The organism is Allokutzneria sp. NRRL B-24872, from assembly GCF_002155965.1.
GTDB lineage: Bacteria > Actinomycetota > Actinomycetes > Mycobacteriales > Pseudonocardiaceae > Allokutzneria.
The window spans coordinates 846-1,202 of record NZ_MUMH01000162.1 but is presented as its reverse complement, the minus strand read 5'-3'; the positions used below and the strand labels follow the sequence as shown (position 1 = coordinate 1,202).

The following is a 357-nucleotide window of genomic DNA, read 5'->3' as shown; positions in this document are numbered from 1 at the left end:
GCACCGCCGAGTCCAAGGGCCTCACCCTCCAGACCATCCGGACCAGGCACGTCGTGCGCAACGCGATGCTGCCGGTGGTCACCACGATCGGCCTGCAGACCGGTGCCCTGCTGGCGGGGGCGGTGCTGACCGAGAAGGTCTTCGCCTACCCCGGCCTCGGTGAGGCGCTGGCGATCAGCTTCGAGCGCAGGGACTACCCCGTGCTGCAGATGGTGATCCTGATGGCGGCGCTGGTGTACGTGGTGATCAACCTGCTGGTCGACCTGTCCTACGCGCTGATCGACCCGCGCATCCGGACCCGGTGAGGGGAGGAGAAGAAGTGACCACCACCAAGAAGGACCGCGTGGACGCGCTCGC

General features: G+C 67.8%; 1 protein-coding gene. It reads left to right on the top strand.

What is annotated here, in order from left to right; genetic code table 11:
• Positions 1-305: ABC transporter permease (locus CCN37_RS32565; RefSeq protein WP_143261910.1), on the top strand; the 305-nt coding region annotated here is incomplete at its 5' end.
• Positions 306-357: the final 52 nt, after the last annotated feature.